Source organism: Acinetobacter sp. ANC 4654, assembly GCF_002135425.1.
GTDB lineage: Bacteria > Pseudomonadota > Gammaproteobacteria > Pseudomonadales > Moraxellaceae > Acinetobacter > Acinetobacter kyonggiensis.
Map to the genome: position 1 here is coordinate 1 of NZ_NEGL01000001.1, position 19,418 is coordinate 19,418.

The 19,418-nt window shown below is 37.3% G+C and carries 19 protein-coding genes and 1 rRNA gene; 5 read left to right on the top strand and 15 right to left on the bottom strand.

Annotation, left to right across the window (positions count from 1 at the left end):
• The 5 genes from B9T24_RS17005 to ftsY form a co-directional block, all read right to left on the bottom strand.
• Positions 1-76 (bottom strand): 16S ribosomal RNA (locus tag B9T24_RS17005); the annotation flags it as partial.
• A 467-nt stretch (positions 77-543) separates the two neighbouring features.
• On the bottom strand, positions 544-1,209 hold the full coding sequence (locus B9T24_RS00010; RefSeq protein ID WP_086163933.1) for a DUF2057 family protein: 666 nt from the start codon (positions 1,207-1,209) through the stop codon (positions 544-546).
• A 206-nt stretch (positions 1,210-1,415) separates the two neighbouring features.
• Positions 1,416-2,009: a nitroreductase family protein gene (locus tag B9T24_RS00015; protein WP_086163934.1), complete on the bottom strand. Its 594-nt coding sequence runs from the start codon at positions 2,007-2,009 to the stop codon at positions 1,416-1,418.
• Positions 2,010-2,208: 199 nt separating this feature from the next.
• Positions 2,209-2,895, bottom strand: a complete 687-nt coding sequence (locus tag B9T24_RS00020) for a nitroreductase family protein (RefSeq protein ID WP_086163935.1) — start codon at positions 2,893-2,895, stop codon at positions 2,209-2,211.
• 171 nt (positions 2,896-3,066) lie between these two features.
• Positions 3,067-4,167, bottom strand: coding sequence for a signal recognition particle-docking protein FtsY (gene ftsY / locus B9T24_RS00025; RefSeq protein ID WP_086163936.1), 1,101 nt, complete (start codon positions 4,165-4,167; stop codon positions 3,067-3,069).
• Positions 4,168-4,399: 232 nt separating this feature from the next.
• Here ftsY and B9T24_RS00030 point away from each other — a divergent pair, with 232 nt between their 5' ends.
• Both B9T24_RS00030 and B9T24_RS00035 read left to right on the top strand, forming a co-directional pair.
• Positions 4,400-5,740 carry a M16 family metallopeptidase gene (locus tag B9T24_RS00030; protein ID WP_086164556.1) on the top strand — a complete coding sequence of 447 codons (1,341 nt, stop codon included), beginning with the start codon at positions 4,400-4,402 and terminating at the stop codon, positions 5,738-5,740.
• An 11-nt stretch (positions 5,741-5,751) separates the two neighbouring features.
• Entirely contained in the window at positions 5,752-7,350 is a 1,599-nt protein-coding gene (locus B9T24_RS00035) for a M16 family metallopeptidase (RefSeq protein WP_171264808.1), read from the top strand.
• On the opposite strand, the gene B9T24_RS00040 is transcribed toward B9T24_RS00035, so the two are convergent.
• Together B9T24_RS00040 and B9T24_RS00045 are read right to left on the bottom strand one after the other, a co-directional pair.
• Positions 7,280-7,597 (bottom strand): hypothetical protein, encoded by a 318-nt coding sequence (locus B9T24_RS00040; RefSeq protein WP_086163938.1) that lies wholly within the window; start codon positions 7,595-7,597, stop codon positions 7,280-7,282. The two genes, B9T24_RS00035 and B9T24_RS00040, sit on opposite strands and share 71 nt — an antisense overlap.
• Positions 7,598-7,703: 106 nt before the next feature.
• The gene (locus B9T24_RS00045; RefSeq protein ID WP_086163939.1) at positions 7,704-8,063 is read right to left on the bottom strand and encodes a hypothetical protein; all 360 of its coding nucleotides are present in this window, start codon (positions 8,061-8,063) and stop codon (positions 7,704-7,706) included.
• A 223-nt stretch (positions 8,064-8,286) separates the two neighbouring features.
• Here B9T24_RS00045 and B9T24_RS00050 point away from each other — a divergent pair, with 223 nt between their 5' ends.
• The 3 genes from B9T24_RS00050 (at position 8,287) to B9T24_RS00060 (ending at position 9,597) form a co-directional block, all read left to right on the top strand.
• Positions 8,287-8,520, top strand: a complete 234-nt coding sequence (locus tag B9T24_RS00050) for a hypothetical protein (protein WP_004651856.1) — start codon at positions 8,287-8,289, stop codon at positions 8,518-8,520.
• Between the two features lie 138 nt (positions 8,521-8,658).
• Positions 8,659-9,033 carry a DUF2750 domain-containing protein gene (locus tag B9T24_RS00055; protein WP_086163940.1) on the top strand — a complete coding sequence of 125 codons (375 nt, stop codon included), beginning with the start codon at positions 8,659-8,661 and terminating at the stop codon, positions 9,031-9,033.
• Between the two features lie 132 nt (positions 9,034-9,165).
• On the top strand, positions 9,166-9,597 hold the full coding sequence (locus tag B9T24_RS00060) for a CBS domain-containing protein (protein WP_004651854.1): 432 nt from the start codon (positions 9,166-9,168) through the stop codon (positions 9,595-9,597).
• Positions 9,598-9,748: 151 nt separating this feature from the next.
• On the opposite strand, the gene trpB is transcribed toward B9T24_RS00060, so the two are convergent.
• The 8 genes from trpB to B9T24_RS00100 all read right to left on the bottom strand — a co-directional run bounded on the left by trpB (position 9,749) and on the right by B9T24_RS00100 (position 19,196).
• Positions 9,749-10,957 carry a tryptophan synthase subunit beta gene (trpB, locus tag B9T24_RS00065; protein ID WP_086163941.1) on the bottom strand — a complete coding sequence of 403 codons (1,209 nt, stop codon included), beginning with the start codon at positions 10,955-10,957 and terminating at the stop codon, positions 9,749-9,751.
• A gap of 43 nt (positions 10,958-11,000) precedes the next feature.
• Positions 11,001-12,188: a vWA domain-containing protein gene (locus B9T24_RS00070; RefSeq protein ID WP_086163942.1), complete on the bottom strand. Its 1,188-nt coding sequence runs from the start codon at positions 12,186-12,188 to the stop codon at positions 11,001-11,003.
• A gap of 381 nt (positions 12,189-12,569) precedes the next feature.
• The gene (locus B9T24_RS00075; RefSeq protein WP_086163943.1) at positions 12,570-14,168 is read right to left on the bottom strand and encodes a bifunctional aspartate transaminase/aspartate 4-decarboxylase; all 1,599 of its coding nucleotides are present in this window, start codon (positions 14,166-14,168) and stop codon (positions 12,570-12,572) included.
• 56 nt (positions 14,169-14,224) lie between these two features.
• On the bottom strand, positions 14,225-15,910 hold the full coding sequence (gene aspT / locus B9T24_RS00080) for an aspartate-alanine antiporter (RefSeq protein WP_086163944.1): 1,686 nt from the start codon (positions 15,908-15,910) through the stop codon (positions 14,225-14,227).
• Positions 15,911-16,332: 422 nt separating this feature from the next.
• On the bottom strand, positions 16,333-17,184 hold the full coding sequence (locus B9T24_RS00085; protein ID WP_086163945.1) for an AAA family ATPase: 852 nt from the start codon (positions 17,182-17,184) through the stop codon (positions 16,333-16,335).
• Between the two features lie 21 nt (positions 17,185-17,205).
• Positions 17,206-17,589: a hypothetical protein gene (locus B9T24_RS00090; RefSeq protein ID WP_086163946.1), complete on the bottom strand. Its 384-nt coding sequence runs from the start codon at positions 17,587-17,589 to the stop codon at positions 17,206-17,208.
• A 26-nt stretch (positions 17,590-17,615) separates the two neighbouring features.
• Positions 17,616-17,924 carry a YcgL domain-containing protein gene (locus tag B9T24_RS00095; protein ID WP_086163947.1) on the bottom strand — a complete coding sequence of 103 codons (309 nt, stop codon included), beginning with the start codon at positions 17,922-17,924 and terminating at the stop codon, positions 17,616-17,618.
• A 129-nt stretch (positions 17,925-18,053) separates the two neighbouring features.
• Positions 18,054-19,196 carry a ribonuclease D gene (locus B9T24_RS00100; RefSeq protein WP_086163948.1) on the bottom strand — a complete coding sequence of 381 codons (1,143 nt, stop codon included), beginning with the start codon at positions 19,194-19,196 and terminating at the stop codon, positions 18,054-18,056.
• Positions 19,197-19,418: the final 222 nt, after the last annotated feature.

Sequence of the window (19,418 nt, forward strand, 5' to 3'; positions counted from 1 at the left end):
CTCATCTCCGCTCGACTTGCATGTGTTAAGCCTGCCGCCAGCGTTCAATCTGAGCCATGATCAAACTCTTCAGTTTAATATTGCTTAGCACCTTAAAGGGTGCCAATCTTGGCTCATCAATTTTCTGACAAATATTTCTCAAATAAACTTCGAGTAATTTCTACCATCAATCAATGAAAATAATTTCGATCAATCAACCAGTAAAAATCCACACAAGTTGTTCTTCATAATCTCTTAATGATCTTCTTAATACTTCGTCAGTAATTAAGTCGCTCAACTTGATAATCCTTAACATCTCAGCACTTCGTGCTTCGCTTGTTTCCGGCTATCTCGTCGGGATGCTGCGTATTCTATACAGTTTCCAATCCTGCGCAACCCCTATTTATCAAAAAACATCAAAAACACAATCGGTTGTTTATTTTTTAAACTAAAATGCCTTTTTTAGCACTTTTTAAATCTTTTTCGGCTTTTTTTCATCGATTAATGGCAACAAAAAATAAACAACCAGCTTACGCTGGTTGTTTATTTTCAATGATGAGTGAATCAATTTGCTTGTTCAGCCAACCACCCCATAAATTTTTGACGTTCAGCTTTACTCGACTTTTGCCAAAGCTGGATAAGTTGCTGATCTGCTGTATTTGTAGCGTTAGCCAATACACTAGAATTCAAAGAAGTTGCTACAGAAGCTCCAGTTTGTGAATAAACAGGTGCTGGTTGGTTAACGGGTATTCTTTTCTTCTGAGTTAAATCTGTTGCTTTTGCAAAAATACCCTGTGCTAACCAAGGTTTTGATTCCGTATTTGCACCTGTTTGTTGAATCAGCATTTGGTTGTTGTTATCAAATAAAGCCACTATGGGTTGTTCAGCATATTTCTTTGCTGCTTCGAAATTTGCTGGTGTATTCACTAATTTTAATTGGTAATTTTCACCATCTTTTAGCGGTGGTGTCTTCAATGTAACGATGCCTGACTTAACAATATCATGCTCACCATTTAGATGTTCAAAATATTGGCTGTAGCGCACACTAAGACTAATTTCACCTGCATCGACTTTATAGTGATTATCCGCTGAACGAAATAGCCCTGTATTAACTTCTTGATCATTCACCGCAAGGATTTTGATTTCTTCTGGTGCTGTAAGCGTTACCGCTGAAAATACAGTACCACTCATTAGTAATGCAGCCACAGCAAAAGTTAATCTTAAAGCCATTCTACTTTCTCTTTATTCATCATTAAAATTTAATTGCACTATGCAATGTATAAATGACGATTTTATGACAAAGCTGTTTTTAATATCCAGCATTCTCAAGTATTTGTTGAGATAAGCTTTCCATCTTAATAGATATCAAGTTACTATTTTAAACCATAAAAAAGAGCGCCATCTAAGCGCTCCGTATAACCTAAATGATGAATAATTTAGTCGAATTTTTTAAAACGTACTTCATTATCCATAAATGTTTTTTCTCCAGCAGTGGCTTCGATAGAACCAAATACCAATTGCGCGCGTAATTTCCAATTTTCAGGAATACTAAAAACCTCTGCAACTTCATGATCAATCACTGGATTGTAATGCTGTAATGACGCTCCAATGTGATGCTCAGCCAATGCTGTCCATACCGCAAACTGTGCAATGCCTGTTGAGTGCTCTGACCATGCTGGAAAATGATCTGCATATAATGGAAATTGTTCTTGCAAAGATTTTACCGTGTCTTGATCTTCAAAAAATAATGCTGTGCCATAACCTGCGGCAAAACTATTAATTTTGGCATTGGTATTTTCAAAAGCCGCTTCTGGCACCATTTTACGTAATGTTTCACGCACGATATCCCAAAATTTTGTATGTGATTTGCCATATAAAGTGACAATACGTGAAGTTTGTGAGTTAAACGCTGATGGACTATAACGAACTGTATCTTTAATAATTTCTTCTATTTTATCTTGTGTTAATGCAACATTATTACCAATTGCATAAATAGTACGGCGTTGCTTAATTTGATCTAAAAATGACATTGGATAACCCTCTTGGAATTTTGATAAGAATTATTAGGATGGATTTATCTTATGTTAATTTTAGAATGAATACATGACTAAAAAAGTGACATTGTGTTTTATTTATAGAACAATCTTACGCACTATTTTCTCATTTTCCTGTCGATTTAAAGACATAAAAAAAGCACCTAACATAGAGGTGCTTTTTTATGTCTGCCAATTAAACAAATATTTTAAAACGATCACCATCTTGAGGGTCAATTTTTTCATCAGCCTCCCGCTCAATTGAACCAAAAACCAATTGCGCCCGAAGTAACCATGATGATTCAATGCTCAAGTATTGCGCAACTGCCGAATCTATACTTGGATTATAGTGTTGCAAGCAAGCTCCAACACCAGAGTCAGCCAAAGCAGTCCATACTGCATATTGTGCCATGCCTGAAGTCTGTTCAGACCAAATGGGAAAATCTTCTGAATTAAAAGGAATTTGCTTTTGTAATTGTTGAATGGTGCGCTGATCCTCATAAAAAAGAACCGTGCCAAAACCTGCCGCATATTGATCAATTTTCATTTCTGTACCTGCAAAAACATGTACAGCAATTATTTTACGTTGTACCTCTTTGACAATTTCCCAAAACTTTACATGAGAATCACCAAACAACACCACGATTCTTGAACTTTGAGAATTTAAAGCAGAAGGGCAACTTCGTACCGCTTCTTGAATCAGTTCTGCCAAGTATGCTTGGCTAAAATGAACTTTTTTCCCCAGCACATGAATACTACGACGTTTTTTCAAATGATCAACAAAAGTTAGTTCATGTATTTCTTCAGCAACTTTTTTTTTCAGTTTAAAGTCTTTGGTGATATCAGAGGTGAGAACATGCCCAATTTTTTCTAATAATGCCACAGTAGTACTCCCCAATACAGATACTAAAGCTTTTGATTCCTTATATTCTAATCATATATAAAGGACTTCTTTACACAAGTTATTTTCATATGTTGCTTTTTAACGCAAACAATAAATTCAAAAACAACAAACTCCGCATTTAGCGGAGTTTATGTGAAACATTAAGCATTTTTACTTTTCTGTTTCGAATAGTGCTGCAACAAAAGATTTTGCTGAGAATGGGCGTAAATCATCAATTTTCTCACCCACACCAATAAAACGAATAGGGACATGAGTACGGCTTGCAATATTAAAGAGCACACCACCTTTGGCAGTACCATCCAGTTTAGTAATGGTCAGCCCTGTTAAACCCACCGCCTCATCAAACATTTCGACTTGATTAATTGCATTCTGACCTGTGCCCGCATCCACCACCAACATAATTTCATGTGGCGCTGTTGCATCAATTTTTTGCATGACACGTTTTACTTTGGTCAGTTCTTGCATCAAGTGGCTTTTATTATGCAAACGACCAGCAGTATCTGCAATTAATACGTCAATTCCTTTTGCACGCGCACTTTCAAAAGCATCAAAAATCACTGAAGCACTGTCTGCACCATGACCTTGTGAAACTACTGCAATATTATTGCGCTCGCCCCAAATTTGAAGCTGTTCAGTTGCGGCAGCACGGAATGTGTCTCCAGCCGCTAACATGACTTTTTTACCTTCGCCTTGTAAGCGTTTAGCCAATTTACCAATGGTGGTGGTTTTACCCACGCCATTGACACCCACCACCAAAATCACAAATGGGCTTTTATTTGGGTCAATATGTAAAGCTTTCACGCGTGGCGCAAGTAAAGCCACCAATTCTTCTTGTAAAGCTTTATACAATGAATGTGAATAGATTAAATCACCACGTGCAGTACGTTCCGTTAAATTAGCAATAATGGTTTTCGTCGCATCTACACCAATATCTGCAACCAATAATTGCTCTTCAACTTCTTCAAGCAGTTCATCGTCAATTTCTTTACCACCAATGAGGATATTCACCATCCCATCAGCAAGATTTTTACGGGTTTTGGTTAAACCCACTTTCATACGACTAAAAAAGCCACCACCAGAAGTATCTTCTTGCTCGGTTTCTGTGGCTACAGGCGCAGAAACAGTTGCTTCTTCTTTTGAAGTTTCAACAATAGGTACATTTACCGCAGGTAAATTCGGTAAAGTGACATCGTCATCCCCGATATCAGCATCAATCAAAAATTTATTTTGCCCATTAGATTGCTGTTGCATGCCGAATCCTTGAAAAGCATTGCGTTAAAAAACAAGGATTCTAGCATAGATTTCCTCTGCAATCCCCAGTAGACATTGAGCACACCAAAAACGAACAACTTCGCCTTGCTTTGAAATCAAAATTTCTTAAAAATAATCCTAAATACAATTAATCACTTTGGTCAATATTGTGCTCAAAAGTTACATACCACCTTTTCCAAAGCTGTCTTTTTTAAAAAAGCATTTTTTAGCCATGAGCTTTGCATTACTTACAATACAAAGCAGCTTAGGGCATGCTGAAACACGTAGCACATTAGCACGCACTACATTTGAAACGACCCTTAACAATGGTTTAAAGGTGATTATTCGTGAAGACCATCGCTCCCCCATGGTGATGACTCAAATCTGGTATGGCGTTGGAAGTAGTGATGAATCGGGGAACTTACTTGGCATTTCTCATGTTCTTGAACACATGATGTTTAAAGGCACCAATAAAGTGCCAAATGATGAATTTACCCGTTTAAGCCGTCTTTATGGTGGCAGTGTCAATGCTTCAACCTTTACCAACTACACCAATTATTATCAGCTTTACCCCAAAACCTATTTACCCATGGCTTTAGAACTTGAATCTGACCGTATGAGTAATTTGCTGTTACGTCAGCAAGATTTTGAGCCTGAAATTAAAGTGGTGATGGAAGAACGTCGTTTACGCACCGATGACAACCCAAGATCTCTGGCTTTTGAACGATTCAAATGGATTAGCTATCCAACCAGTCACTATCGACAACCCGTGATTGGTTATATGAAAAATCTTCAAAACATTCAGCTTGAAGATGTCAAGAAATGGTATCGCGATTGGTATACACCCAACAATGCCATTTTGATTATTGTCGGTGATGTTGATTCAGAAAGTACTTTACTTCAAGTCCAAAAATATTTCGGTGATATTCCTGCCAAAAAAACCCCTCCACGCAATGATGTCTTAGAGTTTGATCGTGTCGGTTATCGCCATATGGAACTCAATTTACCTGTACAAGTACCGAATTTATATATGGCATGGAATGTCCGCTCACTGGTCACAGCAAAGAATCCACAAGATGCTTATGCGCTCACAATTATTAAAAATGTATTAGATAGTGGTATTTCTTCACGGCTACAAGACCGACTGGTCAGGGACAAAAAAGTTCTAACTGCGATTAGTGTTTCTTACGATCCTTATAATCAAGGAGATAGCTTATTGAGTATTTCAGCATTACCCACTGACGGCGTGAGCTTACAAGATGCGGAAAAAGCTATCCAAAGTGAAATTGATTTATTAAAAACTGAACTCATTCAAGCCAAAGAGGTTGAACGTGTGACGGCTAAATTCGTCTCTAATTTAGTTTATAGCCAAGATGATATTGCAGGTCAGACCAAAATGATTGGCAACTTAGAAATCAACGGTTTAAGTTTCCGTTTAATGGATGAACTACCTAAACATTTTGAAACAGTAACCCCACAAGATATTCAACGCGTTGCGAATATTTACTTTGTCCGCGACAACCTCAGCACTTTATACCTTTCTCCTGTTCCACCTGAAAATAAAGCACAATAATGGAATTATATATGTTTAAGCTACAGCCCTTTATTTTGCTCAGTTCCATTATTTGCACTCAATCCGTTATTGCTGATGTGGATTTAAATAACGTAAATTTAAATAACCTAGGCGATGATCATCCGACAGACTTAAAATCCATTCCTCTTTTACAAAGCTTGAAAAATGACAATAGGCAACTTCAATTTCGTGCTCCTTATGTGCATGAACTGAAAAATCGTTATAAAGTTCGAACACTGTTTGTCGAATCGCAAAATTTACCCATTATTGACATTCAATTGACCTTCAATGCAGGCTCAGCACGGGATGAAGAAATCGCCGCTGGCTTATATGGTGTTGCCAATATGGCTGCGCAACTGCTTGACGAAGGAACCGAGAAATATACTGCTAACCAAATTGCCAGTGCTTTTGAAGCGGTTGGCGCTCAATTTAGTGTGAAAGCTTATCGTGATATGTTTATTGTAAAACTACGAGTATTATCCGACCCGAAAAAGCTTGAGCCTGCCTTGGGCATGCTGCTGGAAGTTTTAAATCATTCCACCTTCAAAAAATCCAGTATTCATTTAATGTTAACCAACACCCAAGTGGGTCAAAAGCAAGTTCAAGAAAACCCAAGCCGAATGATGAATATTCAATTTTACCGCGCATTATATGGAAAACATTCCTATACTGAACCCATTACGGGAACGCAACGCAGTATTAGTAAAATTACGCCACTCGAACTCAAACAATTTAGCGACCAATTTTTAGTGGCGCAAAATATGAATATAGCCATTACAGGTCAACTAAATTCCAAAGAAGCACTCAAACTTTCTGAACGTATTGCAAGTCACTTAAAACAAGGGGAAAAAGCAAAACCACTCACTCAACCTATAGACAAGTCTAATTTCGACATCCGTCATATGGCTTTTAATTCCAGCCAAGCCCATGTCATTATGGGGCATTTAGGTACGACACGATTTGACTCAGACCGTTTAGCCTTAGAAGTTGCAAATCAAATGTTCGGAGGAAGTGGCTTTAATTCGGTTCTAATGAAAGAACTCCGAGTCAAACGTGGTTATACCTATGGCGCTTATAGTTCATTTTCATTTAGCCAAGCTCCCGGAACCTTTAGTCTTAGTTATTCCACAAAACAAGACCAACTCCTCGACAGCATACAGGTGGCTCATCGGGCTTTGGTCGATTTTGTCAAGCAACCGATTGATCAAAAACAATTACAAGAAACCAAAGCAGGGATGTTGCGCGCTTTCCCCAATAATTATAGTAGCAATGCCAATATTAATGCTCAGTTAGGCTCAATGGGGTTTTACAACCAAACTGCGGACTATTTAAATGAATACCCACGCTTATTAGAAAAACTGACTGCACAAGACGTACAAAACGCGATTCAAAAACATCTACACCCTGAACGACTTACAATTATCGTGGTGAATGACAAATTAGATAAAAAAGCTTTGGAAATGACACTCAATCAAAACCTAGTTCCTCAAGCACCAATACTTGCACCACCTTCAATAGAGCAAATGCCTAAAACAATTATTAATCCACCTGCAAAGGAGGTAATTGATGTGCCTGCGTCATTTCCAAATGATGCGCCTGCATCAATTTAAAATATTGTCCGTAAGGAACCTGTTGCTGCTGCATCAGAGACAATGCCATTTGCTGAGTGTCTGGGTAACTGGCTTGAGATGAAAGTTTAATTACATTTTCAAATTGCGTGAGTGAGATGGGACGATGAAGGGCAATTAAAGCAAGCATTAATATAATCGCAATAATTGTCACGATGAGCACGTTATAAACATATTCAAGCTTTATATTAGATTTAAATTGAACAATTTTTTGTATAGCAATATGCATAGCCTACCTCGAACTGAAGGTAGTTTAGGGGGCTGTATTCAGAAGTACAAGCGGATTTGCTCAATTTCAATGCATTTGTAACAGAAATTGAGCAATCCTCATCAGCTTATGCAACAATATTTCTAATCACTGCAAAATAAAGAACCAATGCAATAATCCCTAATACAAGCATAATCGCAAAAGCACTCAGACCTTTTTCTGAATCTACGGAATGTAGCTCATCATCATCTGCTATGCGTCTTAACTCGCCATTATAAACTTTATAAAAGTCTTCACGTTGTTGTGAATCTAATTGGCGCGTAAAATCATAAACTCTTTTACGCTGTGCTAAACAATAGTCCCCTAAGTGAATTTCTTCATGAAAAATAGCTTCATCTAAATTTTTTCGATGTTGATGAGCCAGCTCAACAATTTGAGAACTTGTTGGAGGCAAATCAAAAGTCAAACCATCAAATGTTTTTGTCATGTTCTTCTCCTTATATATTTACAACTTCCAGTATATGTATATTAATAAAAATTCATTTTGTAGATTGTTTAATCATGTAAACTTGTTTTTATAACTACAACCCACATATATTGTTTGACAATTCAAGTTTATTGTAATATTACTTTAACAAAGGTAAGTTAAATTAATATAAAGACAAATTGAACTGTCTTTTAGCAATCATAATTACAATAAGGAGTTTTATATGATTCATCAACTCTCTCACCAAGACTTAGAACATGTGTATGCAGATGCAGTAAACACCATTCAATCACAAATGAATTTTTCAGATGCGGTTCAACAATTGGAAGAAGTCGCGCGTGCTGGGCATGGTAAAGCAGCATTGTTCTTAGCAGAACTTTATTATCAAGGTTTTCGTGTAGAACGAGACTCACTCAAAGCACAATACTGGCAGAATTTAGCCACTATGCAAGCTTAATAAAACGTCACTAAGGTGGCGTTTTTTAAACCCTATTCTTTTTAAATACATATTTATTTACATTGTTTCTTAAAGCTTACACTGAACTTTCATCTAAATTTCTTACAATAGAGTCTGAATTCAATAGACGTTTTTAGCATGAAACAAATTAATTCATTACAACTTATTCCTAAAGATTTATTCTTTAAAATTACCATTTTAAAATCAATGATGTACTGTGGCGTACTTTGGGGTTTATATCACGAACAAGGTTGGGCAATCATGTCTGACCATCAAGATTTCATTTTTCCATTTTGGCTTAACAGTGTCCAAGCACATAAATATGCCCAACTACATTGGCCCAATTATACTCCCCGCAAAATCACCCCAAATGATTTCCAAGAATATCTACTTCCGACATTGACTCGTTTACACGTTACCCCTGCACTATGTAACGCTTCAAGCCAAAAATTTAAATTAACTACCCAACAGATGCGTCATTTCTTTTTCTCTGAGGCGTTAAAACCTGCTTAATTTTGTATCAAAATCGTTAAAGTAAAATAAAGAGAAATGTAAAATGAAATTTCTGACTTGAAAAGTCTTTGCATTTTTCTTATTTCGCGCTAAGTTTAATATCAAACAATAAACAACAAAGGGTGACTATAAATGACCAATGTAGCACAAGTTATTCAGAACAAAATTGAACAAAACATCTTTACGATTAGCCCTGAATCGACTGTACTTGAAGCAATTTCACTTATGGCGGATAAAGGCATTGGTGCACTCGTGGTCACTGATCAAGATAAAGTTGTGGGTATTTTTTCTGAGCGTGATTACACACGTAAAATTATACTTATGGAACGCACGTCTAAAGAGACCACGGTCAGTGAAATTATGACTGCGAAAGTACTTACCGTCACCAAATCAAATAGTGTTGAAGATTGTTTAAATCTCATGACAGATCGTCATCTACGTCATCTACCCGTTGTTGAAAATGATAAACTGATTGGCTTAATCTCAATTGGTGACTTAGTCAAAGTTGTGATGGAAGACCAACGTAAATTAATTGATCAATTACAACAATATATTGCAAGTTAAGTTTTCAAAGCCGATAAAAAAACCTCTCAACTGAGAGGTTTTTTATCCTTCTAAACTCTCCCTCAACAACAAGAGACTTTTGCTCATCTTTTTATAAAAATGGAAGAGAAAGTCCCTCTTTTCAAAAGATGAATTTAGGCAGATTTTATGATTAGTTTAAGCCTAATTTTTCGGCCACATAGTCAGCATCTTTATCCCCACGACCAGATAAGTTAACCACGATTTTTACATCTTTCGCCATTTTCGCTGCTTCACGGATAGCCCAAGCCACAGCATGAGAACTCTCGAGTGCAGGAACAATTCCTTCCACTCGTGACAATGTCATAAATGCATCTAAGCATTCTTGGTCGGTTGCCGTTGAATATTCCACTCGACCCAAATCTTTAAGGAAACTATGTTGTGGCCCAACACCGGGGTAATCCAAACCAGATGCAATTGAATGCACAGGTAACGGCTCACCCTGCTCGTCTTCAAGTACATAACACGCCATGCCATGCAGCTGACTAGGTTTCCCCAAAGTCAACGTTGCTGAATGCATATTGGTGTCTAAACCATGACCAGCAGGCTCAACCCCTACAAGTTTCACATCAGGTTCATTCAAGAATGCCGTGAATGCCCCCATCGCATTTGAACCACCACCTACGCATGCAACAATGTAATCTGGGTTTGAACCAAAACGATGTTTGGTTTGAACTTTAATTTCGTCACCAATAATAGACTGAAAATCACGAACCATTTTTGGAAATGGGTGTGGGCCAACCACTGAACCAATCGCATAGATAAAATTTTTCGGGTCTTTTAGATATTCATCAAATGCACTGTCTACAGCATCTTTTAATGTGGCTGTTCCACGTGTTACAGCAATCAGTTTGGCACCCAAAATTTTCATTTTAACGACATTTGGATGTTCTTTTTCAATATCTACTTGCCCCATATGAATTTCACATGGAATACCGACAAGTGCACACGCTGTTGCTAAAGCAACGCCATGTTGACCAGCACCTGTTTCTGCAATCACTTTGCTTTTACCCATATATTTCGCAAGTAAAGCTTCACCTAAACAGTGATTAATTTTGTGCGCACCAGTGTGGTTTAAATCTTCACGTTTGAGATAAATTTGCGCCCCACCCAATTGATCAGATAAACGCTTTGCATGAAACAATGGACTTGGACGACCAACATAATTGGCAAATAAATCAGCTAATTCATTTTTAAATTCAGCCGTATGACGAATTTGTTCATACGCAAGATTAATTTCATCCATTGCTTCTTTTAAATGAGGCGGAATAAATTGACCACCATATTGTCCAAAGAAACCCGCTTCGTTTGGTAATGGAATACCATTAATTTGATGATTCATTATCCCCCCTTACATTTAAAAGAACGTGTTCATTTCGACACGCTTAACGAGCTAAATATTTAGTCATATCCTCTACACCCTTTAAGGTCATCGGATACATATGATCTTCAAAAATCTGTTTAATTAAGCCAATGCTATGCGTGTAATGCCAATAACTGTCTTGTTCAGGATTGAGCCATGCTGTTTTTTCAAAATGCTGACGTAAACGCTGTAACCAAACATTACCTGCTTCATCATTCATATATTCAACCGAACCACCAACCGATGTCAGCTCATAGGGTGCCATACTGGCATCCCCTACGACTATTACACGATAGTCACGACCATAGGTATTCAACAAATCCCATGTGTTCATACGCGTACTAGAACGGCGAATATTGTCCTTCCATACATAATCATAGAGACAGTTATGGAAATAAAAATATTCCAAGGTTTTAAATTCAGTTTTTGCAGCACTAAATAGCTTTTCACATTGAGCAATGTGTGAATCCATCGACCCCCCCACATCAAACAACATTAAAACTTTTACTCGATTACGACGCTCAGGAACAAGCTGAACATCCAAAATACCCTGCTTCGCTGTTTCGCGAATGGTGCCGTTAATATCCAGTTCTTCAGCAGCACCCTGACGCGCAAATTTACGTAAACGACGCAATACCATTTGCATTTGGCGAGTGCCTAAAATCTGCTCATCATCCAAATTCTGATATTTACGCTGTTCCCACACTTTAACCGCTGAGCGCTTACGACCCGGCCCACCAATACGCACACCTTCAGGATGATCACCAAAAGCACCGAATGGTGATGTACCACCCGTGCCGATCATCTTATTACCACCCTGATGCTTTTTGTGTTGCTCACGCAGACGCTCTTCCAACATCTTCATCAGCTCTTCAAGTGAGCCAGCTTTTTTGAGCTCTTCGCGCTGTTCAGGTGTGAGGTGTTTTTCAAGCAGTTCAAGATCGAACCAATCTTTCGGCAATTTATCAACTTGATTGAGTAAATCATCCAAATCAAAAGTTGAAATACCCTCAAAATAATCTTTCATGGCGCGATCGAACTTATCAAAGAAGCGCTCATCTTTAACCATAACCGTTTTTGCTAATTGATAGAATTCATCTTGATCCGCAAAAACCAAACCTTCACTTACGGCATGGTTTAAATCGATTAGTTCACGCGTTGATACAGGCACACCGTATTTTCTTAAGGTATAAAACAATCGTACGAACATCGGTAAACAAATCCTTTTAAATTCAAGGTAGTTATTAAAATATCTGCAACCTTGCTATACTTCTAAAATTTTATAAATCGCATATAATTGTTGATGCAAATCATTGTACTATTATGTTTGATTGTAAAAATGAAGTAAAGTTTAAGCATGGCCTCAATGGTCGTTCGTTTTATTTGCAAACAGAAAAATTTAAAGATTGATTAAATTTGATATGACTAATAAAAAATAAGTCTAAAACTCTGTCTTTTAAAACTTATTAGAACTAATAAATAACAAAAGCACTACAGCCCTGTAATTAAAAACTTAGAAATAAAAAAGCCCTACAAAATATATTCATCTCGTAGGGCCAAGTCAGTTAACGACGTTTCGCCTCCCCCAAAGCTATTTTTTTTTCGTGACTTGTTGATATTCACGATAAGTTTCTTCAGCAAATTTGCGTAATGAATTACCAATTGCAGCATATTGATATTCATTTAAGTTCGCCAAAGAAGCACGAGCTGAAGGATGTGATACACCAAAACCAGAACCTGGCAATAAAACAACCCCTGTTTCATCTGCAACACGGAATAATAATTCTGTTGGGTTTTTATTTTTCATAACCCAATCTGCAAATTCATCTCCATAAAGTATCCGTGAAGTATTTTCAAGATTGACCAATGTATAATAATCAACAGCATTAGGATCTTGGGGAACATCTACACCTAATTGTCGATATAGGGTTGCATCACGATCACGTACGACAGATTTAACGGCTTCTTTGTAGTTTTGTCTTGAATCCATCATATTAAATAAAGCAAACAATACCATTTGAACCTGTTGTGGCGTTGAAAGTCCTGCGGTATGGTTCAAGGCTACATTACGACTATCCGCCACCAAACGATCAATAAATTTGATACTTGCAGGCTCTGTAGTCAATGACGAGTAGCGTTCTTCAAGTTCTTTTTTATCTTTCTTTGAAAGTGCCGCAATCTTGTGGTCGAGAATATTATTATTGGATAAAGCAATAACTCCAAGCCGCCAACCCGTAGCTCCAAAATATTTCGAAAATGAATAAACTAAAATTGTATTGTCTGGGCATATTGCGAAAAGGGATTTAAAATTATCAGCAAAAGTTCCATAAACATCATCGGTTAGAATAATTAAATCTGGACGCTTTTTCACAATATCCGCCAGAATTTCCAAGCCCTCATCACTCATTTTCACTGAAGGAGGATTACTGGGATTAACTAAAAAGAATGCTTTAATTGAAGGGTCTTCAAGTTTACGAAGCTCCGATTCAGGATATTGCCATCCTAAATTTGCATCAGCCTGAATTAACACTTCTTCAAGCTGATAGTCATTCAATTTAGGAATTTCTAAATATGGGGTAAAAATTGGAGTACCTATCGCAATTCGATCTCCTTTTTCTATAATTTTATTTTCTTTCAAAGAGTTAAAAATATAAGCCATTGCAGCTGTTCCACCCTCGACAGCAAACAGGTCAAGGGATTCTTTTGCCATTCCCTGCACACCCATTTCTCGCAATACATATTCTTTTATAATCATTTCACTAACACGAAGCATGCGGTCAGGTACTGGGTAGTTGCAACCTAAAACCCCCTCAACCATTTCAAGCAAAAATGCATCAGGATCTAAACCCAATTGATCTCTAACATAGGAAATAGCTTTCCCCAAAAAAACCACGCCAGCTTTATCTCTGTTTTCTAAGATAAAATGATCAAAGCGCGACTGTAATCCTTCAGAACGAGGAAAACCACCTAAGCCCTCTGGCATATAAGAAAAAGAAAACTCTGATTCAGTCGCAGAAAATAGCCCTAATTGAAAAAAAGCACGACGAGGAACAGTAGCTAAAAAGTTGGGATTTCCTCGACCTGCATTAAGCATCATACGATCAGTACGGCTTTGCGCTAGCTCAATCAACTTATCTTTTAGCTCGAATGGGCTTAATTTTGAATATTTAGAGTAATCGACGTTTCCCATGGAAAGTCTCCTTCATTGTATTAAGTCATATTGATGTTTATTTTCATTAAAAAATATTATGCTAAGCCCACAATAAGTGGGCCGAGTAACGTCAAAGATACATTTGCTAATGCATAAGTAATTGCAAATGGAACGGTTGGGATTGAATTTCCAGCTTTATCTAATACACCACCAAATGCTGGATTAGCACTACGAGCACCTGACAGTGCACCAGCCATAACAGCAACGTTGTTGTAACGCAGAACATAACGTGCAAAAAGCATGGAAAGTAGCAATGGAACCAAGGTGACTACAACACCAATCATAAACAGAGAAAGTCCACTTTCCTTAATCGTTTGAATAGCTTGTAGTCCAGACTGAAGTCCTACTGCAGCCACAAATCCAGCCAAACCTAAGTCTTTCAAAAGTTGAGATGCGGCTAGAGGCATATTGCCATGTACTTGATTACGACTACGCAGCCAACCAAATAACAACCCCGAAAGTAGTGCACCGCCGCCAGCACCTAATGTGAGAGGTACGCCACCTATACGAATGACAAATAAACCGATAATTAAACCCACGACTAAACCCGCACCATGGAAAACCCAATCTGTTTTTAAGCTCTCAGGTATTGCTTGACCACCTTCTTTGATGAGCCGATTCAGATCATTCTGAGTACCATAAACAGTAATGACATCACCTTGCAGTAGAATAGTATCATCGCTTAATACGAGAGAATCTCCACCTCGTTTAATACCAAGCACGTAAATACCATGCTTTAAAGATAACGGCGTATTTGCTTTTACATCGCCTAAACTACGATTAATATATTTGGAATTTTTAAGAATTACATCTGTGGTATCCATCACCATTTCCATGCCTTGCGATGACTGAAGTTCAGCACCGATATAACTGGAAATAGCAACCACACCGGCACGACGCCCAACAACCAAGACAATATCATCCGTTTGTAATACCGTTTCAGGTGTCACATCGATCAACTGACCTTTTCTTTTCAAGCGCTCAATGGTGATATTGCTTGCTTCGGCTTCAATATCAAATACAGTTTTACCGTTAGCTTGTTCAATTTTATAAATTCGCCCAACAATCTCAGGGATTGCTAGCTCTTGTCCAGGTGCAAGCTCAAATGCCCCCTTTAAACGTTCAGATTGCGCCTTAATCGCATCATCTCGGATTTCACGTCCCATAAATCGAGGAAGAATATTGACACAGACAATAATCGCCCCAAGCGAACCAAAAATATAGGTAACTGCATAGCCAATAGCGACGTTGGCTTGCAAGCGCTGAATTTCTTCAAGAGGTAAATCAAGTCGGGATAATGCATCACCAGCAGTACCAATAATGGCAGATTGTGTCATTCCACCTGCAGCCAAACCTGCGGCTAGGCCTTTGTCGAGATGGAAGATCTTTGCCATGACCAAAACAGTAATTAAGCCGCACACTGCCATAAAGACAGCCAATAATATTTCTTTGATCGATTCTGGCCCTAGAGATTTAAAGAACTGAGGACCACTTTCAAAACCTACAGCATAAATAAAGAGTGCAAATAAAATTGCTTTAATACCATTATCAACAGGAACACCCAATAAACTTAAGACAACCGCGACAAGAAGAGAACCTGCTACACCGCCAAACTGAAACTTTCCAAACTGAAATTGTCCTATCCAAAACCCAATTGCGAGAGATAAAAAGAGTAATATCTCAGGACTATGTTTTAATTCATTTTGCAACCATTCCATTATTTATCAACCTCTCATTATCTCTATTGGTAAATACAAGAGTTATGTGGAGTTATTCATTCTAGGATTAATACGCTAAATACATATTAGGTATAATTTTAGAAAGCCAATGATTTTTCTTTTTCAATATTTTTTAAATTTTCAACTCATAACATTTATGACTTTTTAATATTAAATAGCAATTTTAAAATTATTAATTTTTGTAAAAGTTTAATTCTTAAAGGTAAAAAAGAGCTTTATTTTTGAAATCATTAATTGCAATATGGGTCTTATAAGAATATTGAATTCACTACACTTTTTATCATGTTTAACTCAAAATAAAACTCGAAATAACCACTAAGTCGCACACATTATCACTCATATTTTCAAATAAAAAAGCTGCATCAGCAGCTTTAAGTATTATGGTCAAAGTATAAAAATATCCACTAACGTCGTGACATGAAAGCAAGGCGCTCTAGTAATTGTACATCTTGCTCATTCTTAATTAATGCACCATATAAAGGTGGAATGGCTTTTGATTTATCATGATTACGCAGTACATCTTCTGGCATATCATCTGCCATCAGCAAACTTAACCAATCAATCAACTCAGAAGTTGATGGTGGTTTTTTTAATCCCGAAACCTGACGAAGTTTAAAGAAAACTTGTAAAGCTTGGTTCACCAAAGTTGCCGAAATTTTAGGAAAATGCACATCAATAATTTCACGCATTGTGCTTTCATCTGGGAATTCAATATAATGAAAGAAACAACGACGCAAGAAAGCATCGGGTAATTCTTTTTCATTATTCGAGGTAATAATCACAATTGGGCGTTGCGTTGCAGTAATGGTTTCCCCTGTCTCATACACAAAGAACGACATTTTATCGAGTTCATGTAAAAGGTCATTTGGGAATTCAATATCGGCTTTATCAATTTCATCAATCAGCAATACACAGCGTTCTTCACTGGTAAAAGCTTCCCACAATTTACCGGGTTTAATATAGTTTTTAATATTATGCACACGGTCATCACCCAACTGGCTATCGCGCAAACGCGAAACCGCGTCATACTCATACAAACCTTGCTGCGCTTTAGTGGTAGATTTAATGTGCCAAGTCATGAGTTTCAAACCTAGACTTTGTGCAACTTGTTCTGCAAGTAATGTTTTACCTGTACCTGGCTCACCCTTCACCAGCAGAGGTTTTTGCAATGCACGTGCAGCTTTGACAGCTAATTTTAGACTTTCAGTGGCGATGTACTGATCTGTACCGACAAATTGTTGAGTATCAACAGACATGATTTAACCTTATTGTTTTACTTAAAGTGGTGAACTATTTTTGTTTACTACAAATCTTGCTTTTTTGGCTGTGTATTGGGACCATAAATAGCCAACCACCAAACCAAGCCCAACAACAAATAAAATGAGTGATGCATTTGACCACACCAAAGCATTTTCTTTGGTCAAAACACCAAATAACAAACCAAAAATTGCTGGGGCGATGGAAGCGTTATTACCTTCAGAAACCGTCGGGGTTAATAAAATCGCGAATCCCATAATCCACGTTATGCCACCGAAAGGTTTAGGCAAGCGTTTTGCAATCGCATACCATGACCAAAGCATAATGACACTTCCTAACAAATAAACCGTGACAGCAATGCTATCTTCAGGAATTGAATCTAGTAGTGCAAGAAAACTATTCATCGTGAACTCCAACTCCTGAATTGACTTTAAGCACCGCGCAACCCTTCTGGTGCAACTGCATTCGGATTGATTAATCCTTCAGGAGGAGTTTGAATAAAGAAGCCTTTGCTTTGAATTGAATCCATCACATGCAAAACATTCACACGAGCTAATTTGCGCTCTTCAGATAACTCTAAATCCATGACAAAAGTTACACGACCAAATGCTGTGCGCATCGCTTCAGGTAAAATTTCAAGCGGGCTAGCTGCTTCAGCTTCGTTTTCAGTTGGCTCAGGACGGGCAATGTAAAGATACATTTCAGCTTTTTTGCTAGATTTGAAAATTGAACAATGCATAGTTGAAACAGTACTCATTAAACTTGGCTCAAGCATACAACAAAAAAAAGACGGATACATTAGTGATTATTAACGCATCGGTCTTGATTTTGTATAAATGATAATTCTTTAAGCAATCTGCCTAAAGAATTATTCCATCACCTTCATTTGGGTGGATAGATAATTTTCATCAGCATGCAAAACATCAATCAATGGTTTCGTTAACAAATCATAGCGCCAACCTAAGAGATAAGCAGGTAAATTTTGTTCATCATTATGAAACACCACATGCTGATATAATGCATTGAGCCACTTTTTACGCATCAACACTTCTTTAGGTATAGTGGTTTCATTCACCACAGCTTGAATAACAGCATCTACCTTTTCACCAATATCTTTTGATGAATGACGAATTGGACGTGCCATACGAAGTGGCCACTCTGCCTGTTCTGGCAAAAACTTCAGCAAGTCTAGAATGGTTTTACCGTGATCACGCACAATATTTTGACGAATATCTCGAATGCCTGATAACTGAAAGTGATTGCATGGATTTTTTTCGACCAAATCAATCATGGTTGAACTTTTCAGAATAAAACTACGTGGATAATTCAACGCTTTTACCATCTGTTCACGCCACACTGCTAATTGTTGTAGCTGCATCAATTGACGGCGTGAATGACGATAATTCCCAATATCATGGTAAAGCCGCTCTAACGGCGTTTCTTGACCAATTTCATAAGTCAAATGACGGCAATCTTCGAGTGCAAAATCAAGTAAATATTTATCAGTTAATTCATGTTGAATCTTATCGGACAAATTCATCAAATACAGTACATCATTGGCTGCATAAGCAAGTTGTTCTGGGCTAAGCGGACGTGCTAGCCAATCAGATCTTGTCTGGTCTTTATCAATATCCACATCCAGCATTTGTTTTAATGCATTTTGATAACTCACTTGCAATCCATGTCCCAAAAAAGACATCCCGACTTGAGTATCAAAAACATTGGTTAAGGTTTTTTGCTGTGCATAATGATAAATTAAATCGATGTCTTCACTACAGGCATGAAATATATTTTGCTGTGCTTGAAATAATTTTTCCCAGAATATAGACAAATCTAAACTTGCCCCATCAAGCAAAAAAACTTGATCTGCAACATTAATTTGAAAGACACCCAATTTAGGCCATAGGGTATCTACTTTGATGAATTCTGTGTCTAATCCATAAATGGACGTTTGACTCATCAAATGTAAAATATTTTCTAAGTCTGGTTGTTGCTGAATGAATTGAAACATATTACCGAGTCTAAAATCAGATTCTCTTTAAAAGCATATTAACCTATATATAACATTTAGATATAACAAATTTTACGTCTATAGCACCTATTCACTGTGTTTTTAACATTTAAATAAAAATACAATGAGTTTTTATATTTTTTTTGTATAAGTTTAAACGTGATTAATACACCTTTTACCCATCTTTCAATGTTACATAATGAATAAAATAAGGAGCATTGC

Bases quoted from the DNA above. Each gene is read 5' to 3' on its own strand.
- B9T24_RS00010 (WP_086163933.1), bottom strand. From the start codon at position 1,209: ATGGCTTTAAGATTAACTTTTGCTGTGGCTGCATTACTAATGAGTGGT.
- B9T24_RS00015 (WP_086163934.1), bottom strand. From the start codon at position 2,009: ATGTCATTTTTAGATCAAATTAAGCAACGCCGTACTATTTATGCAATT.
- ftsY (WP_086163936.1), bottom strand. From the start codon at position 4,167: ATGCAACAGCAATCTAATGGGCAAAATAAATTTTTGATTGATGCTGAT.
- B9T24_RS00030 (WP_086164556.1), top strand. From the start codon at position 4,400: ATGAGCTTTGCATTACTTACAATACAAAGCAGCTTAGGGCATGCTGAA.
- B9T24_RS00035 (WP_171264808.1), top strand. From the start codon at position 5,752: ATGTTTAAGCTACAGCCCTTTATTTTGCTCAGTTCCATTATTTGCACT.
- B9T24_RS00040 (WP_086163938.1), bottom strand. From the start codon at position 7,597: ATGCATATTGCTATACAAAAAATTGTTCAATTTAAATCTAATATAAAG.
- B9T24_RS00045 (WP_086163939.1), bottom strand. From the start codon at position 8,063: ATGACAAAAACATTTGATGGTTTGACTTTTGATTTGCCTCCAACAAGT.
- B9T24_RS00050 (WP_004651856.1), top strand. From the start codon at position 8,287: ATGATTCATCAACTCTCTCACCAAGACTTAGAACATGTGTATGCAGAT.
- B9T24_RS00055 (WP_086163940.1), top strand. From the start codon at position 8,659: ATGAAACAAATTAATTCATTACAACTTATTCCTAAAGATTTATTCTTT.
- B9T24_RS00060 (WP_004651854.1), top strand. From the start codon at position 9,166: ATGACCAATGTAGCACAAGTTATTCAGAACAAAATTGAACAAAACATC.
- trpB (WP_086163941.1), bottom strand. From the start codon at position 10,957: ATGAATCATCAAATTAATGGTATTCCATTACCAAACGAAGCGGGTTTC.
- B9T24_RS00070 (WP_086163942.1), bottom strand. From the start codon at position 12,188: ATGTTCGTACGATTGTTTTATACCTTAAGAAAATACGGTGTGCCTGTA.
- B9T24_RS00075 (WP_086163943.1), bottom strand. From the start codon at position 14,168: ATGGGAAACGTCGATTACTCTAAATATTCAAAATTAAGCCCATTCGAG.
- B9T24_RS00085 (WP_086163945.1), bottom strand. From the start codon at position 17,184: ATGTCTGTTGATACTCAACAATTTGTCGGTACAGATCAGTACATCGCC.
- B9T24_RS00090 (WP_086163946.1), bottom strand. From the start codon at position 17,589: ATGAATAGTTTTCTTGCACTACTAGATTCAATTCCTGAAGATAGCATT.
- B9T24_RS00095 (WP_086163947.1), bottom strand. From the start codon at position 17,924: ATGCATTGTTCAATTTTCAAATCTAGCAAAAAAGCTGAAATGTATCTT.
- B9T24_RS00100 (WP_086163948.1), bottom strand. From the start codon at position 19,196: ATGTTTCAATTCATTCAGCAACAACCAGACTTAGAAAATATTTTACAT.